Genomic DNA, 18,429 nt, shown 5'->3' with positions numbered 1-18,429 from the left:
AGAAATCCAGAGGAATTCAAAATGAAAGAAGAGAGCAAACGCGTGATGGTGATCACCGGTGCGGCGAGCGGCATCGGTGCAGCATTGGCGCGACTGTCCGCGAGCGCGGGCTACCGGGTTATCATCGCTGACGTCAATGAAGGTGCGGCCATCCGGGTGGCTGCGGAAATCGGCGAAGCAGCCGTTGCCAAGCGGATCGATATCTGCTCGGAAGGCAGTTGGAAAGATCTTGTCGACAGCGTCTTCGCGGAGGAGGGGCGACTGGATATCCTGGTCAACAACGCAGCAATCGTCCATACGGGTTTTGCCCGCGACGTCTCGATCGATCTGCACCGAAAGACAGTCGATACGAATTTCTTCGGCGCCGTTATTGGGATGCAAACCGTTCTACCGCGCTTTCGCGCTCAGGGCTTTGGTCACCTGGTCACGGTTTCGAGCATGAACGCGTTCCTTCCCTTCCCGGGGATTGCGAGCTATTCGGCCGCGAAGCATGCTTTGCGAGCATTTCACCATGCAGTCGCCATCGAGGAGCGCAAGATCCCTGTTGATTTCACTATAGTCTATCCGACAGCAACCGAGACGCCGATGCTGGCCAAGGAAGCTGAGGACGATGCGATGGCGCTTGCTTTCGCCGGGCAGGCAGTGACACCGGATTTTGTTGCCGATGCAATCCTCAAGGGTATCGAAGATAAGGCGGTGGAGGTATTCATTCCACTGGACAGAGGTACCGTCGTCAAAACAACAGGTGTTGACCCGGAGGCCCTGCGGGCGATGGTAGAGCGCAATGAGGTGATAGGGGCTGAAAAATTGAGGGAACGGCGAGAAAAACTCCGCTAAGGTTTTGATTAAGTCACTGATCTAGAACCGAAAGCAGTTGGGTATCGTTCGCGGTACAAAGGATACCGATTGACAGGTGTTGTCACATAAACGCGGCATCAGTGAATTTGGCATAGAGACGGTGGTATGAAGAGTACAGCCGTGAGCTACAAGCGCCACCGTTTCCCGCAACAGATCATCTCGAATGCAGTCTGGCTGTATTTCAGGTTTCCGCTGAGCTTACGCCTTGTCGAGGAAATGCTGCTGGAGCGCGGAATTGTCGTCTCCTATGAAACGATCCGGCGATGGGGACGGAAATTCGGGCCGGCCTACGCAAAGCAACTTCGTCGCAAGCGACCGTCGCGTCAGGATGTCTGGCACCTGGATGAGGTCGTAATTTCCATCGCGGGCAGAAAGCACTGGCTTTGGCGTGCCGTCTCGATCAAGAGGGCTACGTCCTCGACGAGATTGTTCAGAGCCGACGCGACACGAAGGCCGCCAAGCGGTTGCTCATCAGGCTGCTGAAGAAAGCAGGCATGTCGCCCAAGCGGATCATCACCGACAAGCTCCGCTCGTTTGGCGCTGCCAAGCGAGAGGTTATGCCTGATATCGAGCACCGATCCCATAAGGGTCTTAACAATCGAGCGGAAAATTCCCATCTGCTACTGCGGAAAAGGGAGGGGACGATGCAAGGTTTCCGATCAACCGGGAGCTTACAGCGCTTCATTTCGATCTTTTCGGCACTTCGAAATCTCTTCGTCGCCCCGCGTCACAAACGATCCGCACTGGCCACTCACATTCACCGCATCCGCGCGATTGCGCATTGGAAGGCCGTCACGGGTGCCATCGCCTGATCTCAGAGAGTCGCAGGCGTAGTTCGATCACCGCTCGATAACGTGACAACTCCGGGTGAAGTGCTGCACAAGGATGAGTGGCGTCCCGACGGCGGGTACGAGACGGCGATAGGCGAAGCGGGTCAATCCGCTTCGCCATATTGCGTGAGGGCATTCGTCAGGGACGTCGCCATTTCAGACACTTTCTTGGGATAGGGAAGAGAGGTAACGGTCTGCGACGGCGCGCCGGGACAGGTTCGGTGCCATCGAAAGGCGCGCCTGCTGCATGGCGATCCAGGGCGCATCATCGGGGAGGGGCGGAATGGTGATCGATTCGCGGCGGTCAAAGCCGACGAGCGCGGCATCGACGAGATCCTCCACTTCCATGAGCATTTCGATCGGGAAGGAATTGATGTCCTTCCCCGACCGCTCCCAGAGTTCTGTCCTTGTCGCGCCGGGCAGCACCGACTGCGTGTAGAGACCTTGCGCGGCGTAGTGCGCCGTCATCGACTGGCTGAGATTGAGCAGGAACGACTTTGAGCCGCTGTAGATACCGTCGTAGCGCTCCGGGGCGAGGGCGAGGACAGAGGCGATATTGATGACAGCGCCCTGGCCCCTGGAGACAAAAGCCTTGGCGGCAGCCGCGGCAAGGCGTGATGGGGCCGTGATGTTGAGGGCAACGATCCTCGAAATCTCGGCACCACCATTTTCGAGGAGGCTTCCGTTCAAGGACATGCCTGCATTGTTCACCAGCAGCGTTACGTCGCCCTTCGTCAGCCTGTTCTCGACTGACGCGAGATCCTGTTCCTTGGTGAGATCTGCGACAAGGATTTCGGTCTTCGCACCGGCATCCCGTATGCGATCAGCAACCGCTTCCATTTTTGCGCCGTCACGGGCGACAAGGACAAGGTCATAGCCTCTTCTTGCCAGCCGATCCGCATAGACGGCGCCGATACCGCCGGAAGCTCCGGTGATGACGGCTGTTCCAAATTTCTCACTCATGCAGTTGCTCCTGTCTGTTGGAAGGTGGTCGCGCAGAACCGCAATCCGGCAGGAGTAGCCAACCGGAGGCTGATGCACGTTTGTGGGATTCAGGTAACTGGCCGACTATCGGCTCACATCGACGAGCGTTCTGCCGCGGATGCGTCCCGCAAGCATCTCGCCGACGACTGTGGTTACGTCGCCGAGACCGACCTCGGACACTGTGGAAGCGAGTTTCTCCTGATCGAGGTCGGTCGCCAGGCGCTGCCACGCCTGCTGGCGGATGGCCTGCGGAGCCTTAACGGAATCGATACCAGCAAGGGTCACCCCGCGTAGAATGAAGGGCAGCACGGATCCCGGAAGCTCCCTGCCGCCCACGAAGCCGCAGTTGGTGACGACGCCGCCGTACTTCGTCTGCGCGATGATGTTGGTCAGCGTCCTGCCACCGACCGCGTCGACGCCGCCGGCCCAGCGCTCGGCCGCGATCGGCGGCCCCTCCTGTGACAGGGCGTTGCGATCGACCAGTTCGGCAGCCCCGAGCGACCTGAGATAATCGGCCTCTGAGACTTTCCCCGTCGAAGCGACCACGCGGTATCCCAGTTTCGAAAGGACGGCGATCGCGATGGATCCAACGCCGCCTGAAGCGCCTGTGACGATAATCTCGCCGTGCTCCGGGAAGACGCCGCCGTGTTCAAGCGCGAGCACGCTCAGCATCGACGTAAACCCTGCCGTCCCTATCGCCATTGCGTCGCGTGTCGAAATCGAGGAGGGGAGTTTGACCAGCCAGTTGCCGGGGACGCTTGCGCGTTCCGCGAAGCCGCCATTGTGCGTCTGGCTGAGGCCCCAGCCTGTGGCCACGACCTTGTCCCCCTGCGAAAACCTTGGATCGGACGAACGTTCTACGGTTCCCGCGAAATCGATGCCGGGGATAAGCGGGAAGGTCTGGATTATGTTGTGGCCGGCAATCGCGATGGCGTCCTTGTAGTTCACGCTCGACCATTCGACCGAAACGGTCACGTCCCCCGCAGCCAGAAATTCGTCCTGGGCCGTCTCAACGGAGGCACTCACGCCTCCATCCGTCTTCCTTGCCACAATCGCCCTGAAGCTCATCGAAAATTTCCCTGCTCGTGAACACTGGTATCCATTTAAGCGCAGGCGGAAATCATTGTAAGAACGCACTTTTACAGCCTATACTATCATTAATGTCAGTAAGGTTCGAAGGAGCGTCTGTCGTGAAGCCAAAGCGTCTGGAGCCGAAGAGCGGGTGTGCAGCGGAACTGACGATGTCAGTCATTGGCGGCCTCTGGAAGCCTACGATCCTCGTTAACCTCCTGATGGGCAAAAAGCGCTTTATGGAGCTGAGCCGTCTGATTCCCGATGCGACGCAGAGAGTGCTGACACTGCAGCTTCGGGAGCTCGAAGCAGACGGCCTGGTGACGAGACACATCTATCCCGAGGTACCACCCAGGGTCGAATACGAGGCCACCGACCTGGCGCGTTCCGTCGCTCCTATTCTTGGCAGCCTGCGTGACTGGGGAAACCAGTTCCGCGCGAACGAGCAGCGGTTGTCGGAACTGGAACCTCACTGCCCGGCTGAAGAGGTCGCCTGAACCGAGTGCTTCCCAGGAAAGGCAGAGATGTATGCCTCTCGCATCCCCGCCTGCATTGGCAATCCTGCACAAGAACCATCCGAAAGGCGCTATGATTCGCCATTCTTAGCGAGAAGACATTCTTCGGATGCGTCGAATGCCATTACCTCGGTCGCCGAACGTTGTTAACGCTTCAGCAGATAGTTTAAGACTGGGGACTGAACTGTCTTCAAAGCCTCCGCCAATTCGCAGTATTTTTTTGAGGGGGGGGTCCCACGCCACTCCTCGATCCAGAAAGAACCGCCTCAGGTCTTCGCCCATTTTGGCTTTCTCATTGATGCCCGCCGCTTCCATAAATGCCTCTCCAGACGCAAACATGGTTTTTGCTATGCCCATCACAGCATCTCGTTTGGCCGAAAGTTTCTCATCGTCGAAAGGGCGAGACTTCACGCTGTGCAGTTCGGCCGATAGAATGAAGGCCCTGGGCGGCACGCTCATGCCGTTGCGCTGGCATCCAGGATTTGCAGTCGGTTGCGGCAATATCTCCCGACCCTCGGTAACGGCAATGACAGAAGCGTAGTGCGCGGAGGACCACACGGACTTCAGACCGATGCCAAGTGTCGCGTGCATCAATTGCGTCCTCTGCCTCACCACAAGACCGCGGTCGCGAAAAATCATACCGAAGGCTTGCTTTGCTTTTGACCTCCACAAGCCTTGTGTCCGGCGACCAGAGGAGACGACGGGCGTTAGACTGTCCAGCATCGCGCCGGATGTTTTAGCGGCGGCCTTCGACGGCGGAACGGATATGCGAGCGGTTAACGCCGATGTCGGAAAGGCTTTTGTCATCAAGCGCGCTCAGTTCGGCCATGGCGCGGCGGTTGCGGAAGTAGTTACGAACGGTGTCGTGAAGTTTCATTTTCATAGGTTCCTTCGATGGTGTTGCATAAAATATGCCCATACGGACGCGAAAAATACAGGCATTTGCCTGCATGGAAGACATGCAAAAAACGAAACACGGCGTCTGGATATGGGGAAACAACTGTCGGCATAAGGAAACGCTATAGCGGCAGAAAGGACTTGTGTTGGCAAAATATCCGGCGATGAACCTACTCTGCCTGAAAGATTAGCATGACGTTAATCGACAAGAACCGCAAAAGCGGCAAAAGCTCGCCCGGCTAAAGCCGGAACAGATAAATCCGAAAAGGAGTGGGAACATGAAAAACGGCATTACTCGCAGACTTCTACTGGTTTCCGCAGCAGTCGCTCCAATCCTGAGCCTGTCGCCGGCCATGTCCGCCTCCGCTTATGCGGCCGACACGATCAGGCTTGGCCTCGTGGCGCCGATGAGCGGCCCGAATGCGCGCTACGGCGCTTTCTCGATGCATGGCGCGGAACTCGCGGTAAAGGACATCAACGCGGCCGGCGGCATCAACGGCCAGCAGATCGAACTCTTCAACGCCGACAGCCAGGGCACGCCGGTTGAAGGCGTTTCGGCCACCCGCCGCCTGATCGATCAGGACGAGGTCGATTTCGTCATCGGCGATGTCTCCAGCTCCGTGACGCTCGCCATGCAGCCTGTCGCCGAAGATGCGGAGGTTCTGCTTCTGAACGCCGCGTCCTCCAACCCGAAGATCACCTATCAAGCGGGTGTCGGCGGTTTCAAATGGACGTTCCGCAATTATCCGACGGATGAGAACCGCGCGCTTGTGGTGGCGAAGTACGCCGCCGAACAGCGCGGTTTCACCAAGTTCGCGGTGCTGTCGGTCGATAGCGATTACGGCCGTTCCGCCATCACCTTCACCAAGAAATACCTGCCCGACTTCAAGGGCGAGATTCTCAGCGAAGACTATTACAAGGAAGGCGAGGTCGACTTCCGCAGCGTGCTTGCGAAAATCCGCGACAACGGCGCGCAGGCGATCATCATGTATGGTCTCGCCGATACGACCCCAATTGTTGCCCGCCAGATGCTGGAACTTGGACTTGCCGGCAAGGTCGTGTTGATCGGTAACGGTGAATTCAACACCGAAAAGACGATCAAGGCTGCGCCCAAGGCCATGGAAGGTGCTGTGGAGGCCGCCGCCTGGCTACCGCAATTCGATAGCCCGGCCAGCAAGACCTTCGTCGAGAAATTCACCGCCACATATAAAGAGGCCCCGAACAATCACGCCTATGTGCATTGGGATACCGTCAACCTGCTCGCCCAGGCGATCAAGGAAGCCGGAAGCTCCGATCGCAAGGCGGTCCGCGAGGCACTCTCCAAGATCAAATACAAAAGCCCGGTCGGCGAGGTCACCTTCGATGACCACAACCAGGCGCGCCTTCCGATGATCCTTCTCCAGATCGAGAACGGCAAGCCTAGTATCAAGGGCGCTTATACGGCGGAAATCCAGTACCCTGCTAACTGACGGACCGGAAGGGGTACAGCCATGTTCTCGACAATTCTCGAGCAAGTCGTAAACGGGATCGTCACGGGTTCCGTCTACGCGATCGTCGCCGTCGGCATGACCATGATTTTCGGGGTGCTGAGAGCCATCAACTTCGCTCATGGCGAATATTACATGCTCGGAACCTTCGGGGCGTGGTTTGCCGTCGATTATCTCGGCCTTTCCTATGAGGCTTCGATTGTCGTCGGCGTCCTTTCCACCGTGGTCGTGGCCTATGTGGTCGGCCAGCTCGTGATGCGCAGAATGGTGGGAGCGCCGGCGGAGTCCGGCGTTCTCGCCACCCTCGGCATCGCGCTGATCCTGCAGAACGCTGTGATTTTCGTCTTTGGCGGCGGCTACAAATTCTTCGCCGGCGGTTATATCGAGCCGGTTTCCATTCTCGGTTTCACGCTAGCGCAGCAGCGCATCATCATTTTGGCCGTGTGTCTGATTGTCTTCGTTGGCCTTGAACTGATGGTGACTTACAGCCGTCTCGGCATGGCGATGCGGGCGGTCTCGCAGAATGTGGAATGCTGCGGCGTGGTCGGCATCGATGTGTCCCAGGTCGTGTTGCGGACCTTCGTTCTCGGCGCCGCACTCGCCGCACTTTCGGGCGTCCTGACTGCGCCGGTGAATGTCAGTGTCTATGGCGGCATGGGTGAACTCATCACCTTCAAGACCCTGCCGATCATCATCATGGGCGGTCTTGGAAATGTGCGGGGAACCTTCTTTGCCGCTATGATCCTTGGCATCGCCGAAAGCCTCGTCGCCACCTACGTCGGGCTGCAATTCCGCGACACTGTTGGTTTCGCAACGCTGATCCTGATGCTGATGTGGCGTCCGCACGGCCTGTTTTCGACGCAGGCGCGCTTTTAGAAGCCGCGCCAGCCGAATTTTCTCGAATTTTGAGGACTAGAACATGTCTCTCACAGACACCGTTCCCCAGGCACGCCGCCGCGATCTGCGCATTCCGCTCGCCGTCGTCCTGATTATCGTTGCACTTGCCGCACCCTTCATCGGCACGCGCTACGTCACGCATTCGCTCATCATCGCGCTCATCTTCATGTTGCCGGCGCATGGGCTCAACCTGCTCGTCGGTTACACCGGTCTGCTGTCGCTGGCGCAGGCGGCATTCTTCGGCATCGGAGCCTATACGGCCGGCCTTCTGGCGGTGCATTTCGAGACGCCGTTTTACGTGAACCTCATCGCCTCCGGCCTCGTTACCGGTGCGATTGCCCTACCACTGGGCATTCCGGCGCTGCGCCTTCGTTCAACGTCCTTCGTCATGTGTACGCTCGGTTTCGTCATCATCGGCCAGGCGATCGCCAAGAACTGGATCTCGCTGACCCGCGGCGACATGGGCCTCTCCGGTATCCCCAAGCCTTACTTCGAGCTTGGCCCGCTTTCCTTCACCGTCAGCGGAACCACCAATTTTTATTATCTGGCGCTCGCCATCTGTGTGCTCGGCACGCTCGCCGCATGGGCAATTGTCCGCTCGCCCGCGGGCCGCAACATGGTCGCCATCCGTGAAAACGAGACGCTGGCGGAATCCCTCGGTGTTCCGACATGGCGTTACAAGCTGATCGTCTTCATGCTCAGCGCCGTTTTCGCCGGGGTAGGGGGCTGCCTTTACGCCCATTATCTGACGGTGGTCAGCCCGCTGACTTTCCAGATGTATTATTCGACGACGATGCTGATCATCGTGCTCGGCGGCGGCGCGGGCATGATTTCGGGAACCGTGTTCGGCAGCCTGCTCTTTGTCGGACTGACCGAGGCGCTTCGCGTGGCTCCTGAAGTGCGGATGATCGCCTACGGCTTCTGCCTTCTCGTTCTCGTCTTCTGGTTCAGACAAGGTTTTGCTCCCCTGATCAATCGCTTCTGGAACGCGATCGGAGGCTCGAAATGACCGCTCATCTTCCCATCCTCGAGATAAAGAACCTCAGCAAGTCCTATGGTGCGGTCAAGGCGGTCAACGATGTCAGCATGCACATCAACCGCGGCGAGATTGCCGGGCTGATCGGCCCCAACGGCTCCGGCAAGTCCACCTTCTTCGATTGCAGCACCGGGCTTGCGAAGCCGGACACCGGCAAGGTGATACTGGACGGACAGGACATCACCGGCTGGTCGCTCAACCGCATCGCCCGCGAAGGCCGCATGCTGCGGTCTTTCCAGAAGACGGTTACCTTCAAGGCGCTCGATGTGGAAGAGAACCTCGTCATCGCCGGCCAGATGTTCACCTTTCCCTCGCTATTGTCGACATTCGGTCTCGGCGGCATGTCGCGCCGTCGCGTGGCCGGGCTCAGGGAGCGTGCACGCGAACTGATCAAGATGGCGGGGTTGTGGGACGTTCGCCACCAGCCGGCCGGCAATCTTTCCGGCGGCCAGCAGAAGCTCATTCAGTTCGCTTCGATGCTGATGCCGGAACCGAAGCTCATCCTGCTGGACGAGCCGATGGCGGGCATCAATCCGAAGATCATCGAGCGCGTGGTGGAGACGATCCAATATGCGAACAAATCGCTCGGCGTCAGCTTCCTCGTCATCGAACACAATATCGATGTCGTCACCAGCATCTGCCAGCGCGTGGTCGTGCTCGATCAGGGAACGAAACTGGTCGAAGGGCTGCCGCATGACATCATCAAGGACCAGCGTGTGAGGGAGGCCTATCTTGGAGGCTAACAGCAATCTTTCCATCAAGAGCCTGCGCGCGGGATACGGCAATCTCGATATCCTCAACGGCGTCGATCTGGATGTGCCGGGCGGTCAGTTCGTGGCCCTCATGGGGCCGAATGGCGCGGGCAAGTCTACCCTGCTCAAGACGCTCTACGGCATGACGACCATCAAGGAAGGCGGCATCGACTGGCGCGGCAAGAACATCGCGGGATTGTCGTCGCGCGCCATTCTGGGTGAGGGGATATCCTTCGTGCCGCAGGGACGTTGCAACTTCCCGGTCATGACCGTGGATGAAAACCTGCAAATGGCCGCCTATACCATCCGCGACGCCAAGGTGAAGGCGGACCGGGATTATGTCTACGATCTTTTCCCGATCCTGAAGACGCGGCGCTCGACGCTTGCAGGCAACATGTCGGGCGGCGAGCAGCAATTGCTCGAAGTGGCGATGGCGGTTCTGCAGCGGCCGAAGGTGCTTCTGGTCGACGAGCCCTCGGTCGGCCTGTCACCGGCCGCAATCGGCATCGTTTTCGACGAACTCCTGCGCCTGCATGCGAACGGCATGACCATCCTGCTGGTCGAGCAGAACACCAAAAAGGCCATGGAGGTGGCGCAACGGGCGGTCATCCTCCGTCTCGGCAAGGTGATCTGGGACGGCAAGCCGGCGGAGATCACCCATGACGAACTCGGCGAACTGTTCCTGACCGGAAAGATGCGTGGCGAACTCGAAGCCGCGCACTGACAAGCCCATAACGATAGATCCAGACGAGGAAATCCCATGAGCACTTTTGTGCCTGCATCACGCGTGTCGAGAATAAAGGTATCGCCGAGCACGGCGGCTGCGGCCCGTGCCCGGGAACTGAAGGCCGCCGGTCGCGACATCGCCGATCTGACGGTGGGCGAACCGGACTTCGATACGCCAGAGGCCGTCAAGGCCGCGGCGCATGCCGCCATCGACCGGGGAGAGACCAAATACACCTCGGTCAACGGCACACCGGCACTTCGCAAGGCGATCATCGGCGACTTTCAGAAGCGTCTCGGCATCACCTATGGCGATAGTGAAATCTGCGTTGGCGGCGGTGCCAAGCAGATCCTGTTTCTGGCACTGATGGCAAGCGTGGAAAACGGCGTGGAGGTCATCATTCCCGCTCCCTACTGGGTGTCCTATCCCGATATGGTCATCGCCAATGACGGCACGCCTGTCATCGTCGCATGCCCGGAGGCAACGGGGTTCAAACTGACAGCCGAGGCGCTTGAAGCGGCGATCACGCCGAAGACGATGTGGCTGATCCTCAACGCGCCTTCAAACCCCACAGGTGCGGCCTATTCCGAGGCGGAACTGAAGGCCTTGGGAGATGTACTGTTGCGGCATCCCCATGTGATGGTTCTGTCTGACGATATTTACGACCAGGTCTGGTTCAAGGACGAGCCGATGAAGACCCTCGTTGCCGTCGTTCCGGAACTGAAGGACCGCGTGCTTCTGACCAATGGCGTTTCCAAGTCCTATGCCATGACGGGATGGCGGATCGGTTACGGGGCAGGGCCGGCCGCACTCATTGCCGCCATCAACAAATTGCAGTCGCAGATGTCATCCTGCCCTTCTTCCGTCAGCCAGGCCGCCGCCGCGCATGCGCTTTCCGGCGACCAGACATTCGTGACAGAAAGCGTGGCGGTCTATAAACAGCGACGCGACTATGCCTGTGAACGCCTGAACGCGATCCCCGGCCTCTCCTGTATGGTCCCGGACGGGGCATTCTATCTCTATCCGAGCTGCGCCGGCGTGATCGGCAAGACGACGGCGGATGGCAAGGTGATCGAAAATGATCTCGACTTTGTCCTCTACCTTCTCGACAGCGTCGGCGTGGCGGCTCTTCAGGGCGCAGCCTACGGGCTTTCACCCTATTTCCGCATCTCCTTTGCCACCTCTATGGAAGTGCTTGAGGATGCCTGCAACCGCATCGAACGTGCGGCGGAAGCGCTGCGGTAAGAAATAGATCGGGCGCGTGGAAGGAGCTGCCGGATTCTTTTGCGCGCCCCACAGAATTTGGTGTTCGAATGAACGCAAAAGCGCTCTATCCTATTGAAATTACGCATCGTCCTTGCAGAAATAGATTCCTGTTCCTGCGCTGATACGCTAGGGTTTCCGCAAAGAGTGGGGACCGATGAGCGTCGACTTCAAAAAACTCAAAAGCTTCGTCAAGATCGTCGATACCGGCAGCGTTTCGCGTGCCGCCGGCATCCTTCGTGTGGCGCAGCCGGCGCTGTCGCAGCAGATTGCGTCGCTGGAACAGCACTTCAAGCACCAGCTTCTGCTGCGCAGCAATGTCGGCATCACGCCAACGGAAGCCGGGCTGATCCTTTACCGCCATGCGCAGATCATGCTGAAGCAGATCGAGCAGGCGCAGACCGACATTGACCGTTCCGCGCGTTCCGTTTCCGGTCGTGTCTCCATAGGGCTTGCGACATATTCCTCATCCAGCGCTCTGTCGCTGCCTCTCATCAAGGAGATGAGGGCGCGATTTCCTGCTATCACGGTCCATATCAACGACAGCTTCGGCCATATCCTCAGCGAGCTGATCATGACCGGCAAGATGGACATGGCGCTCATCTATACGTCCGATCCGATCAAGGGCGTGACGCTGGAACCGCTGTTCCGCGAAGAGATGTTCCTTGTCTCGCCCACTGACATGGTGTTGCCTGCCGAACCCGGTCAGCCGCTTCCACTCTCTGTGCTCGATGGTCGTCCGATGCTGCTGCCAAGCAAGGCGCATTTCCTTCGCCGGCTTATTGATGAAGGGCTCGCACGGGCGCGGGCGAAGCCGGAGGTGATTTCAGAACTGGAATCCGTGCCTGCACTGGGCGCTGCGGTACTGGACGGCCTCGGTTCGACCATCCTTCCGGCCTCGGTCGTTCTGGAAACCTCCAGCTTCAGAGGTGCGCAGCTGCATCCCCTCACAACCCCCGTTATCGATGCCACGGTTTCGCTTTGCGTCTCCGATCACATGCCACTTTCCGAACCGGCGCTAGCGGCGCGTTCCGTGCTTCTCGAAATCGTGACGAAGCTGAAGAGCGGGCGTCATCCGGGCATTCGCGCTGTGTGAATTCGCTATAAGCAAACCATATGGCGGCAGACCGAGGTTGTGTTGGTAAAGGCCGGCCGAACGTTACAATTTCCCATCAGTGAACGGGCCCGACCTGCGGGTCCACAAAGCAGCAAAAGACGCTGCATGGTCGCTCGAGGGAAACAATGGCAAAACTGGCTTTCGATACTGGCGGTACCTTTACCGATTTCGCGCTTCTGGATGACAGCGGCGAACTTCACCTCCATAAAGTCCTGAGCACGCCGAAAAATCCGGCCGAAGCCGTTGTCCAGGGCGTGTCCGAATTGCTCGAAAAGCACGCGGATGCGATTGCGATAGAAAATCTGCAGGTGCTTGGCGCAACCACCGTCGTCACCAATGCCGTGCTTGAGCGCAAGGGCGTGGAAACCGGTTTCGTCACCACTGACGGCTTTCAGGACATGCTGCGTATCCGCAACGAGGGACGCTACGATCTATACGATCTGAACATCAAATATCCCGATCCGCTGGTCACCCGCGCCAACAGCTTCGGCGCAGAGGAACGCATCGCCGCCGATGGCGAAGTGATGACCGAGCTCAAGGAAGAAACCGTCCGCGAGATTGCCGGACGGCTGAGGGAAAAGGGCATCCGCTCTGTGGCGGTCTGCCTGCTGCATGCCTACAAATATCCGCAGCACGAGCAGCGTGTCGCCGCCCTTCTGCGCGAGGAAGACCCTGACATCTTCGTTTCGCTGTCTTCCGAGGTCTGCCCGGAAATGCGCGAATTCGACCGTGCCTCGACGACGGTGGTCAATGCCTATACCCGCCCGCAAATGTCCGGGCACGTCGCCCATCTGCAGAAGGAATTTGCCAACAGAGGCATCGACCGGCAGGTTCTCTGGATGACGTCTTCGGGCGGGCTTGTCCCGAGCAGCCGCGCGGCCGAGCTTCCCGTCCGGCTGATCGAATCCGGCCCCGCAGCGGGTGCTGTGGCCGCCGCCGAATTCGGCCGTACGGCGGGCGAGGCGAGCGTTCTCTCCTTCGATATGGGCGGCACCACCGCCAAGCTCTGCCTCATTCCGGATGGCGAGCCGAATGTCGGCACCGATCTCGAAGTTGCGCACTACCAGCGTTTCCGCAAGGGCTCCGGTTTTCCGCTGAAAATCCAGTCGATCCAGATGATCGAGATCGGCGCCGGCGGCGGTTCCATCGCGGCGAAGAACCCTCTCGGCCTCCTCGATGTCGGCCCGCATTCCGCCGGCGCAATGCCGGGACCGGCCGCCTATCAGCGCGGCGGAACCGAGCCGACGGTAACAGATGCCGATATCCTGCTCGGTTACATGGGAACGGAATCCTTCGTTGGCGGCTCGTTCAAGGTTTCAAAGGACGCTGCACATGAGGCGATGTCCAAGCTAGCCGCCTCGCTGGATGTATCGGTCGAGCGTTGCGCCTGGGGCATCCACGATCTCGTCAATGAATCCATGAGCAAGGCCGCCGCCATGCATGCGACCGACCTTGGCGTCGATCCGCGCTCGCTGCCGATGGTGGCCTTCGGCGGCGCCGGTCCGGTGCATGCCTATGGTATCGCCCGCAAGCTCGGCATCTCGCGCATCATCTGCCCGACAGGCGCCGGCGTCAGCTCCGCCATCGGCCTATTGATCGCGCCCGTTGCCGTTGATCTCTCCGCAAGCCATCCGATGGCGATTGATGCCTGGGATATCGATGCGATGAACCGTCTGCTCGACGATCTTTCCGCCCAGGGCGCTGAGGTCGTTTCGGCGGCGGGCATTCCCAAGGACACGATCACCAATCGTTATACCGTGGACATGCGCCACGTGGGGCAGGGACACGAGATCACGGTGGTGCTTCCTGACCGCAGCCTTCCGAAAGAAGCCTTCCTTGCAGAATTGCGCAGCAGTTTCTTCAAGCTCTATCGCGAATTGTTCGGCCGCACCGTCGCAGCACCGCTGGAAGTCATCACCTGGCGTCTGCGCGCCAGCGGCGAGAAGGATCAGGTCACCCGGCCGCATGAAACCGTCGTTGCCGAAGCCCGGAAGGGCAGCCGGCAGGTCTATTTTCAGGAAGCGGGCGGTTATGTCGAAACCTCGGTTTACGACCACTACAAGCTGCCGGTCGGCCACGAGGTCAAGGGGCCTGCCATCGTCGAGCAGCGCGAATCGACGGCTGTCGTCGGGCCAAGCGGCACCTTCCACGTCGATGCCCACGGCAATCTCGTGATCAACATTCTCTAAGGGGTAATCAGATGTCGAAACCCGCTACCGATTTCAACGATCCGATCAACCTCCAGGTCATGTGGAACCGCCTGATCTTCATCGCGGATCAGGCCGATAATGTGCTTGGCAAGACGGCGTTTTCGCCGATCGTGCGTGAGAACCACGATTACGTTACCGTACTGCTCGACAGTAAGGGCAGGGCGCTGGCGCAATGCACCTGGTCGATCCCGGTCTTCATCACTTCGCTGCCTGCGGCCGCGCAGAAATATTTCCTGCCGAAGTTTCCGGTTGATAAGCTGGAAGAGGGCGATGTTCTCGCCACCAACGACCCCGAAATCGGAACCGGCCATCTGCCTGACGTGACGATGATCACGCCGATCTTCAAGAACGGCAAGGTCGTCGCCTATGCGGGATCCATCGCCCACCTTCCCGACATCGGCGGTGCACCGCTGCATTCGGAAGCAAGCGACATTTTCGCGGAAGGCATCCGTTTTCCCATCGTCAAGCTGCTCAAGGCAGGCGTTCCGAATGAGGACGTGTTCGACATCATCGCAGCCTCCGTCCGCCTTCCCACGGAAGTGCGCGGCGATCTGGAATCGATGATCGCCGCCAACAACGTCATGGGCCGCGAACTAGTGAAATTCCTCGATGAATACGGGCTGGACGACGTCGACGGACTGGCCGACGCCATCCACACCCGTTCCGAGGCGCAGACCCGCAAGGCCATCCGCGAATGGCCGAACGGTACCTATTCCGCAGAGGTTCTGCTCGACGGCTACGATGTCGACGTCAAACTGAAAGCCTCTGTTATCGTCAGGGACGATTCCATCCATGTGGATTACACCGGCACGTCGGATCAGGTGCTGCACTCGATCAATTGCCGCACGAACTACCGTTATGCCCATTCGGTCTACGCATTGAAATGCCTGCTCGATGCGGAAACCCCCAATAATGAGGGCTGCATCGTTCCGATCACCGACGAGGCGCCGCTCGGCTGCATTCTCAATCCGCAGGAATGGACGGCTGGCAATTCGCGCAACCTGATCGGTCACGTTATCCCCTCGCTGATCTTCAAGGCGCTTGAGGGCATCGTGCCGGAAAAGGTGCTGGGCGACAGTGGCGGTGCGCCAATCTGGGCTGCCAATTGCGTCGGCCAGCGCAACGACGGAACGCAATATGCCTCCGTGCAGAATTTCCATGGCGGGCAGGGCGCGCGCGCCGAATTCGACGGACTGGACACGCTGAGCTTCCCGTCCAACTGCAAGGTCACGGCCGTTGAAATGTTCGAGGTTGCGGTTCCGGTCCTTACAGAACGCAAGGAATTGATCGCCGATTCCGGCGGTGCCGGCAAACATCGCGGCGGCCTTGGCCAGCGCGTTATTCTGCGCAATCTCGGCAAAAACCCGATGAACATCTACCTGGCGTCGGAACGCGTGCGCCATCCATGCTTCGGCGTCGTGGAAGGCCAGAGCGGCTCCGCCGGCAAGGTGATGAAGCAAGGAAAGTCGCATTTTCCGAAGGGCAAGGTGGTGCTTCGGACAGGTGAACGCCTTGAGGTCCAGACACCCGGCGGTGGCGGCTGGGGCCGTGCTGCCGAACGCTCGCGCGAATTGATCGAGCAGGATATTTCCGAAGGCCTGGTAACCTCGAAGGCGGCGAAGGAAATCTTCGGCTATTCTGGCGCCATTGCTGCCGCAGCCGAATAGGAGACGACATGGGACTGCTGAAGGGAAAGATCGCGCTGGTAACCGGCGCCGGCTCGGGCATCGGCCGCGAAACCGCAATCCTGCTTGCGAAGGAAGGAGCGACGGTCGTGCTGACCGGCCGCCGCCTCGATCCGCTGCGGGAAGTCGCGGAACTGATCGAAAAGAAGAAGGGCAAGGCCATCGCCCGCACGCTCGACATCGCCTCGCGTGAGGCGATCTTCGATACGGTCAAGTCGATCAGCGAGGCCGTCGGTCCCATCGATATCCTCGTGAACAATGCCGGTTCCGCCAGCAAGGTGCTCAACGCCCGCTTCATCGGTGAGGAGGAGTGGAACGCCACCATCAACGTCAATCTGACTGCGGTGTTCAACCTGACGCAGGCCGTGTTGCCTGAGATGATCGAAAAGGGTGAGGGGACTATCATTACAGTTTCTTCGCTCGCCGCCCTCAATCCCAACCTCCTGGGTGGCGTGGCCTATGGCGCGGCAAAGGCGGGCGTGAAGAACTTCATGACCTTCCTGCACAATACCTATCGCAATCAGGGTATCCGGGCGACCACCATCCTGCCGGGCGAGACCGATACGCCGATCATGAACAACCGCGCGCGGCCGCCCCTGAAGGAGGAACGCGCCGTGATGATGGACCCGCATGACGTGGCCCGGGCCATCGTGCTTTGCGCCAGCCTGAGCGACAGCGCGGTCATTCCGGAACTGCACATCTGCCCAACCCATATGCGCGACACTTCGAAGGACATAGAGATCGCGCGCTGGGTAGGGGCGCCGGACGACACGCCGGATATGCCGAAAAAGAACTGAGGGAGAGACTTCCATGAATGGAGCAAAGTTGCGCGCCCGTCTAGCGGCGGGTGAGGCTATCAGCATGTTCACGCCCCACCATACACATTCAGGTCTTTCCGCCCGGCTGGTGGAACTTGGCGCGGATGCAGTCTTCGTCGATTGCGAGCATGGCACATGGAGCTTCGAGGATGTGCGGGCAACAGGGCAGGTGGTACGCTCGGTGGGCGGTGCTGCCATCGTACGCCCGCATTCGCACGAACGGCCGATCATCATCCGCTACCTGAACGCCGGCGCTGACGGGATCATGGTGCCCATGGTCAGCAATGCCGACGAGGCCCGGGCAATTGTCGATGCGGTGCGTTACGCCCTGCCGTCCGATTATGAGAAGCGGCTGGTCATCGCCATGGTCGAGACCGTCGATGCAGTCGACGCTCTTGAGGAGATGCTGACAGTCGAGGGGATAGACGTGTTTTTCATCGGCCCCGGCGATCTGTCGCAGGACATGGGCTATCCGCCCGCACCGCCATTCGGCGAACCGCGCCCGGATGTGGTGATGGACAAGGTCGCCATCGCTGTCGACAAGATACGCGCGGCAGGAAAGATCGCCGGCACCCTTGCGACACTGGAAGAAATGCCGCACTGGCGTGAGCGTGGGGTCCAGTTCTTTTACGTGCACTCCGACCCGTTTTTACGCCGGGGCATCGCTGGCGTGAAAAAGATTCTGGCAGGGTAACTTTGTAAGACCTTCCTTTTTAGTCTTTTTTGGCCTTCGGGTGGGGGACTGGTTTTACATGACCATCACCGTGTAATGCCTTTTGGGGAGAAGCTGCGCGCTGCGCCGCTTTCTATCCTTTGGACAATGTGGCTGCTGCACTGCAGAACCACCATGTGTCTTGCAGGAGGATCATCCATGGGGCTATTCAGAGTGATTGAAACCGAGGAGCGTGAGGATATCTGCGCCATACTTGAAGAGATGGCTCATGTCGCGCGGCAAAAGGTGTTGGTGGATGAAATAGACGAGTGTCGAGAATGGTGATCCACCCGACAGCCCGAGCATTTGTTTCGGGATTTTTGCACATAACGCAAGCAAGGTGAAAGCTATATGAGGCGTTGCGGCATTTGTGGGCGACTGTTGGGGCTGCATCGGAATGATTGAAGCCGAATGCGGAGGTGACCCAACCGAGAATATTTCGATCGGCTTTGTGGCGAAGGAAATTGCTTGGCGTTGGCATGAGATCGATGGAAACCCCAAGCCACAGAACATATTTCTAGCAACTCCTGGTCTAAAAAAACGGCTTTAGAAGGCTCTTGCAAAAAAAGACCC

General features: G+C 59.1%; 17 protein-coding genes and 1 pseudogene. 14 read left to right on the top strand and 4 right to left on the bottom strand.

What is annotated here, in order from left to right; all coding sequences use genetic code 11:
• The first annotated feature begins 21 nt into the window (after nt 1–21).
• Entirely contained in the window at nt 22–837 is an 816-nt protein-coding gene (locus AC5I5B_RS06345; protein ID WP_495752558.1) for an SDR family NAD(P)-dependent oxidoreductase, read from the top strand.
• A gap of 126 nt (nt 838–963) precedes the next feature.
• Nucleotides 964–1,670 (top strand): annotated as a pseudogene (locus AC5I5B_RS06340) (IS6 family transposase).
• A gap of 174 nt (nt 1,671–1,844) precedes the next feature.
• On the opposite strand, the gene AC5I5B_RS06335 reads toward AC5I5B_RS06340, so the two are convergent.
• The gene (locus tag AC5I5B_RS06335; protein ID WP_495752557.1) at nt 1,845–2,651 is read right to left on the bottom strand and encodes an SDR family NAD(P)-dependent oxidoreductase; all 807 of its coding nucleotides are present in this window, start codon (nt 2,649–2,651) and stop codon (nt 1,845–1,847) included.
• Between the two features lie 105 nt (nt 2,652–2,756).
• Nucleotides 2,757–3,740, bottom strand: coding sequence for an MDR family oxidoreductase (locus tag AC5I5B_RS06330; protein WP_495752556.1), 984 nt, complete (start codon nt 3,738–3,740; stop codon nt 2,757–2,759).
• Between the two features lie 122 nt (nt 3,741–3,862).
• On the opposite strand from AC5I5B_RS06330, the gene AC5I5B_RS06325 reads away from it, so the two are divergent.
• The gene (locus tag AC5I5B_RS06325) at nt 3,863–4,240 is read left to right on the top strand and encodes a winged helix-turn-helix transcriptional regulator (protein ID WP_495752555.1); all 378 of its coding nucleotides are present in this window, start codon (nt 3,863–3,865) and stop codon (nt 4,238–4,240) included.
• 105 nt (nt 4,241–4,345) lie between these two features.
• On the opposite strand, the gene AC5I5B_RS06320 is transcribed toward AC5I5B_RS06325, so the two are convergent.
• Both AC5I5B_RS06320 and AC5I5B_RS06315 read right to left on the bottom strand, forming a co-directional pair.
• Nucleotides 4,346–4,849, bottom strand: a complete 504-nt coding sequence (locus tag AC5I5B_RS06320) for a hypothetical protein (RefSeq protein ID WP_495752554.1) — start codon at nt 4,847–4,849, stop codon at nt 4,346–4,348.
• Between the two features lie 145 nt (nt 4,850–4,994).
• The gene (locus AC5I5B_RS06315; protein ID WP_495752553.1) at nt 4,995–5,135 is read right to left on the bottom strand and encodes a YjiS-like domain-containing protein; all 141 of its coding nucleotides are present in this window, start codon (nt 5,133–5,135) and stop codon (nt 4,995–4,997) included.
• A gap of 298 nt (nt 5,136–5,433) precedes the next feature.
• Here AC5I5B_RS06315 and AC5I5B_RS06310 point away from each other — a divergent pair, with 298 nt between their 5' ends.
• From AC5I5B_RS06310 to AC5I5B_RS06260, 11 genes are all read left to right on the top strand, one after another.
• Nucleotides 5,434–6,624 (top strand): ABC transporter substrate-binding protein, encoded by a 1,191-nt coding sequence (locus tag AC5I5B_RS06310; protein WP_495752552.1) that lies wholly within the window; start codon nt 5,434–5,436, stop codon nt 6,622–6,624.
• A 21-nt stretch (nt 6,625–6,645) separates the two neighbouring features.
• Nucleotides 6,646–7,518, top strand: a complete 873-nt coding sequence (locus AC5I5B_RS06305; protein ID WP_045019934.1) for a branched-chain amino acid ABC transporter permease — start codon at nt 6,646–6,648, stop codon at nt 7,516–7,518.
• A gap of 43 nt (nt 7,519–7,561) precedes the next feature.
• Nucleotides 7,562–8,548: a branched-chain amino acid ABC transporter permease gene (locus tag AC5I5B_RS06300; protein ID WP_495752551.1), complete on the top strand. Its 987-nt coding sequence runs from the start codon at nt 7,562–7,564 to the stop codon at nt 8,546–8,548.
• A complete protein-coding gene (locus AC5I5B_RS06295; protein WP_495752550.1) occupies nt 8,545–9,318 on the top strand; it encodes an ABC transporter ATP-binding protein in 774 nt (257 codons plus the stop codon). The genes AC5I5B_RS06300 and AC5I5B_RS06295 overlap by 4 nt, the downstream gene beginning before the upstream one ends.
• Nucleotides 9,308–10,051, top strand: a complete 744-nt coding sequence (locus tag AC5I5B_RS06290) for a branched-chain amino acid ABC transporter ATP-binding protein (protein WP_495752549.1) — start codon at nt 9,308–9,310, stop codon at nt 10,049–10,051. The genes AC5I5B_RS06295 and AC5I5B_RS06290 overlap by 11 nt, the downstream gene beginning before the upstream one ends.
• A gap of 36 nt (nt 10,052–10,087) precedes the next feature.
• The gene (locus tag AC5I5B_RS06285) at nt 10,088–11,296 is read left to right on the top strand and encodes an aspartate transaminase (protein ID WP_495752548.1); all 1,209 of its coding nucleotides are present in this window, start codon (nt 10,088–10,090) and stop codon (nt 11,294–11,296) included.
• Nucleotides 11,297–11,471: 175 nt separating this feature from the next.
• Nucleotides 11,472–12,410, top strand: a complete 939-nt coding sequence (gene nac, locus AC5I5B_RS06280; RefSeq protein WP_495752547.1) for a nitrogen assimilation transcriptional regulator NAC — start codon at nt 11,472–11,474, stop codon at nt 12,408–12,410.
• Nucleotides 12,411–12,556: 146 nt separating this feature from the next.
• On the top strand, nt 12,557–14,620 hold the full coding sequence (locus AC5I5B_RS06275; protein WP_495752546.1) for a hydantoinase/oxoprolinase family protein: 2,064 nt from the start codon (nt 12,557–12,559) through the stop codon (nt 14,618–14,620).
• An 11-nt stretch (nt 14,621–14,631) separates the two neighbouring features.
• The gene (locus AC5I5B_RS06270) at nt 14,632–16,308 is read left to right on the top strand and encodes a hydantoinase B/oxoprolinase family protein (protein WP_495752545.1); all 1,677 of its coding nucleotides are present in this window, start codon (nt 14,632–14,634) and stop codon (nt 16,306–16,308) included.
• Between the two features lie 8 nt (nt 16,309–16,316).
• Nucleotides 16,317–17,123, top strand: a complete 807-nt coding sequence (locus AC5I5B_RS06265) for an SDR family oxidoreductase (RefSeq protein ID WP_495752544.1) — start codon at nt 16,317–16,319, stop codon at nt 17,121–17,123.
• A gap of 13 nt (nt 17,124–17,136) precedes the next feature.
• On the top strand, nt 17,137–17,838 hold the full coding sequence (locus AC5I5B_RS06260; RefSeq protein WP_495752543.1) for an HpcH/HpaI aldolase family protein: 702 nt from the start codon (nt 17,137–17,139) through the stop codon (nt 17,836–17,838).
• The last annotated feature ends 591 nt before the right edge of the window (nt 17,839–18,429 follow it).

Source organism: Agrobacterium sp. (assembly GCF_059499945.1).
This window is presented reverse-complemented; position numbering and strand designations above follow the sequence as displayed.

Excerpts from the sequence above, each read along its gene's own strand:
- AC5I5B_RS06260 (WP_495752543.1), top strand. The coding sequence starts at position 17,137 with ATGAATGGAGCAAAGTTGCGCGCCCGTCTAGCGGCGGGTGAGGCTATC.
- AC5I5B_RS06315 (WP_495752553.1), bottom strand. The coding sequence starts at position 5,135 with ATGAAACTTCACGACACCGTTCGTAACTACTTCCGCAACCGCCGCGCC.
- AC5I5B_RS06270 (WP_495752545.1), top strand. The coding sequence starts at position 14,632 with ATGTCGAAACCCGCTACCGATTTCAACGATCCGATCAACCTCCAGGTC.
- AC5I5B_RS06335 (WP_495752557.1), bottom strand. The coding sequence starts at position 2,651 with ATGAGTGAGAAATTTGGAACAGCCGTCATCACCGGAGCTTCCGGCGGT.
- AC5I5B_RS06305 (WP_045019934.1), top strand. The coding sequence starts at position 6,646 with ATGTTCTCGACAATTCTCGAGCAAGTCGTAAACGGGATCGTCACGGGT.
- AC5I5B_RS06310 (WP_495752552.1), top strand. The coding sequence starts at position 5,434 with ATGAAAAACGGCATTACTCGCAGACTTCTACTGGTTTCCGCAGCAGTC.
- AC5I5B_RS06295 (WP_495752550.1), top strand. The coding sequence starts at position 8,545 with ATGACCGCTCATCTTCCCATCCTCGAGATAAAGAACCTCAGCAAGTCC.
- AC5I5B_RS06330 (WP_495752556.1), bottom strand. The coding sequence starts at position 3,740 with ATGAGCTTCAGGGCGATTGTGGCAAGGAAGACGGATGGAGGCGTGAGT.
- AC5I5B_RS06320 (WP_495752554.1), bottom strand. The coding sequence starts at position 4,849 with ATGCACGCGACACTTGGCATCGGTCTGAAGTCCGTGTGGTCCTCCGCG.
- AC5I5B_RS06265 (WP_495752544.1), top strand. The coding sequence starts at position 16,317 with ATGGGACTGCTGAAGGGAAAGATCGCGCTGGTAACCGGCGCCGGCTCG.
- AC5I5B_RS06300 (WP_495752551.1), top strand. The coding sequence starts at position 7,562 with ATGTCTCTCACAGACACCGTTCCCCAGGCACGCCGCCGCGATCTGCGC.
- nac (WP_495752547.1), top strand. The coding sequence starts at position 11,472 with ATGAGCGTCGACTTCAAAAAACTCAAAAGCTTCGTCAAGATCGTCGAT.
- AC5I5B_RS06345 (WP_495752558.1), top strand. The coding sequence starts at position 22 with ATGAAAGAAGAGAGCAAACGCGTGATGGTGATCACCGGTGCGGCGAGC.
- AC5I5B_RS06275 (WP_495752546.1), top strand. The coding sequence starts at position 12,557 with ATGGCAAAACTGGCTTTCGATACTGGCGGTACCTTTACCGATTTCGCG.
- AC5I5B_RS06285 (WP_495752548.1), top strand. The coding sequence starts at position 10,088 with ATGAGCACTTTTGTGCCTGCATCACGCGTGTCGAGAATAAAGGTATCG.